Source organism: Mesorhizobium sp. M0751 (assembly GCF_040320265.1).
In the GTDB taxonomy this organism is placed as follows: domain Bacteria; phylum Pseudomonadota; class Alphaproteobacteria; order Rhizobiales; family Rhizobiaceae; genus Mesorhizobium.
This window is the reverse complement of sequence record NZ_JAMYPH010000090.1, coordinates 1-599: the sequence shown is the minus strand read 5'-3', so window position 1 is coordinate 599 and position 599 is coordinate 1. Positions and strand designations below refer to the sequence as shown.

The 599-nt window shown below is 61.8% G+C and carries 1 protein-coding gene; it reads right to left on the bottom strand.

Annotated elements, in window-relative coordinates; genetic code table 11:
• Positions 1 to 20 precede the first annotated feature (20 nt).
• On the bottom strand, positions 21 to 599 hold a 579-nt coding region (gene tnpC, locus NKI19_RS32785; protein WP_502899384.1), incomplete at its 5' end, for an IS66 family transposase.

Below are 599 nucleotides of genomic sequence, written 5' to 3'. Positions count from 1 at the left end.
GTAAGCGCCTCGCCGATCACCTATGGGTTTGGGCTTGATGTTTTCCGGAATCGCCAGGGCATGAGTTCCTCGATCTGGCTCTGTGGATGGCCGTTGATGATGGCCTCGAGGGTTTCGGCGAGGTAGGCAACGGGATTGACGTCGTTGAGCCTGCAGGTGGCCACGACGGATGAGAGCAGCGCCCAGTTTTCGGCCCCGATCTCATGGCCAGCAAAGAGAGCATTTTTTCTGGTCAAGCATACGGGCCGGATGGCGTTTTCGACCGGGTTGGTGTCGAGCTCGAGCCGGCCGTCGCCGAGGAAGCGGGTGAGCCCTTCCCAATGGGCAAGACCATAGCGGATGTCTTCGGCCAGCTTTGAGCCCGAGGAGATCATCGACAATTGCTTTTCAAACCACGGCTTCAAGGCGGCGATGATCGGGGTGGAGTACTGCTGTCGGGCGGCGAGCCGAGCTTGTGGCGTCATGCCGCGCACCGTCGCCTCGACGGCGTAGAGCGTAGCGATCTGGCGCACGGCGGCTTCGGCGATCGGGGACTTGGTGTTGCGCGCCAGCTTCACAAAACGTCGGCGCAGGTGGCTCCAGCAATGGACGAGCAGCCA